This window comes from Methylorubrum podarium (genome assembly GCF_022179745.1).
Lineage (GTDB): Bacteria > Pseudomonadota > Alphaproteobacteria > Rhizobiales > Beijerinckiaceae > Methylobacterium > Methylobacterium podarium.
Genome location: NZ_BPRD01000561.1, coordinates 1 through 1,855, shown reverse-complemented (window position 1 = coordinate 1,855; position 1,855 = coordinate 1). Strand labels below are relative to the sequence as shown.

The following is a 1,855-nucleotide window of genomic DNA, read 5'->3' as shown; positions in this document are numbered from 1 at the left end:
GCCGCGTCGCCGGCCGCCGATCGCCGGCCGCCGCGGCCGAGCCAGACGCCGAGGGGGGCGACCGCGAGGATGATGCCGGCAAGGGCGAGAAGGGCGGCCGTCAGGCCCGCGGCCGACGTCATCGTCTCGGCGAAGGGCACGAGCAGGACCTGACCGAGCGAGCCGCCCGCGCTCGCCAATCCCAATGCCGAGCTTCGCTCCGCCGGCGAAGCCGCCTGACCGACCGCCGTCAGCACGACGCCGAAGCTCGTGCAGCTGATGCCGATGCCGACCATCAGACCCATCCCCAGCAGCAGCATCGGGCCCGACGGCGCCAGGGCGGCGAGCGCGAGGCCGCCCGCGAAGACGAGGCCGCCGAGGGCGACGACCGGGGCGACGCCGTAGCGGTCCGCCGCCGCCCCGGCGAAGGGCTGGGCGAAACCCCAGACGAGGTTGTGGAGGGCGATCGCGAGGGCGACCGTCGCCACCGGGATCCCGTGGTCGAACGAGAACGGCCCGAGGAACAGGCCGAAGGTCTGCCGGATCCCCATCGCGCCGCTCAGAACCAGGGCCGCGGCCGCCACGACGAGCATCGTGCTGCGCCCGCGTCCCGGTGACATCCACCTGCGTGAGACCTCTGCCATCGGACCGTTCCTCCGGTGCGGAAGGTCGCAAGCGGGCGTCGGCGCGGCAAACGAGAAGATCTCCACCACCGATGAGCGGCGCTCACGAGGAGACGGAGCCTCGTCGCGGCGACCGGGCCGAGGTCAGCCGACGGCGGTCGGCACCGCCGGAGACGACGGCCCGGCGTGGTCCGACGCGAAGGCTTCGGCCTTCGTCAGCAGCCAGTCCTTGAAACGGCGCAGATCCTGGTCGTGCTCGGCCATGTCCGAGCTGACGAGCCAATAGGTCGTCGCGGCCGGGACGGCCGGCCCGACTTTGACGAGCGTCCCGTCCCGAAGTTCGCGCTCCATGAGCGACATTCGCCCGAGGCTCACGCCCAGGCCCGCTTCCGCCGCCTCGAGCGAAAGCTGGATCGTATCGAAGTGCATGGTTCCGTTCGGGAGAATCTCGGCCGCACCCGAGGCGTCGAGCCAGGCCTGCCAGTCCTCGCTGAGGGAGTTGACGTGGAGCGTCGTGGCGCGGGCCAGGTCGATCCCGCCCTGCATGTCGGCGACGGCGTCGCGATAGGCGGGGCTGCAGACGGGAACCAGCCATTCCCCGAACAGGCGCGTCCAGTGCCCCGTCGAGACCGGGATACGGCTCATGCGAATGGCGAAGTCGAAGCCGTCGACGGGAAAGCCGACCTGCCGGTGCGAGGTGTCGATCCTGATCGCGATTCTCGGATAGCTGGACCGGAACTCGTGGAGCCGCGGCAGAAGCCACCGCGAGGCGACGGTCGGCGCAGAGCTGATCGCGATGGTTCTGCCGGAATGCGGCGTCGGCAGTCGCCGCGTTCCGACGATGATGAGCGACAGGGCCTCGGACACGTAGGTGAGGTAGTCCGCCCCCTCGCGTGTCAGCGAGAGCTTGCCCGCCTCCCGCCGGAACAGTTTGACGCCCAGCGCCTCTTCCAGGCCGACGATGCCGTGGCTGACCGCGCTCGGCGTCACGTTCAGTTCGGCCGCCGCCCGCGTGAAGCTCAGATGGCGGCCCGCGGCATCGAACAGTCTGAGGGTCGAGAGCGGTGGGGTACGGGTTCGCATCCCTCCTCCGGAGCGGCGTGAGACGAGCCGAGCGTAGCAGGTGTCCCGATTTCCGGCACCGGTCTCGAACGGCCGCCGCGCGCCGGGACCTCGGTGGCGCGGCGGGCCCGTGGCCGCTCGGCATCCCATCCGGCCGGCGACCGGACCGGTGTCCGGCCGGATGGGATGCC

Annotated in this window: 2 protein-coding genes; both read right to left on the bottom strand. The window is 71.5% G+C overall.

The genetic code is table 11. The features are described 5' to 3' along the window. Nucleotides 1–599: MFS transporter (locus MFF42_RS23545; protein WP_238258188.1), on the bottom strand; the 599-nt coding region annotated here is incomplete at its 3' end. A 147-nt stretch (nt 600–746) separates the two neighbouring features. Continuing rightward, nucleotides 747–1,685, bottom strand: a complete 939-nt coding sequence (locus MFF42_RS23540; RefSeq protein ID WP_238258186.1) for a LysR substrate-binding domain-containing protein — start codon at nt 1,683–1,685, stop codon at nt 747–749. Nucleotides 1,686–1,855 lie beyond the last annotated feature (170 nt).

What these genes read in the sequence shown, in the direction of transcription:
- MFF42_RS23540 (WP_238258186.1), bottom strand. Translation starts at nt 1,685, where the DNA reads ATGCGAACCCGTACCCCACCGCTCTCGACCCTCAGACTGTTCGATGCC.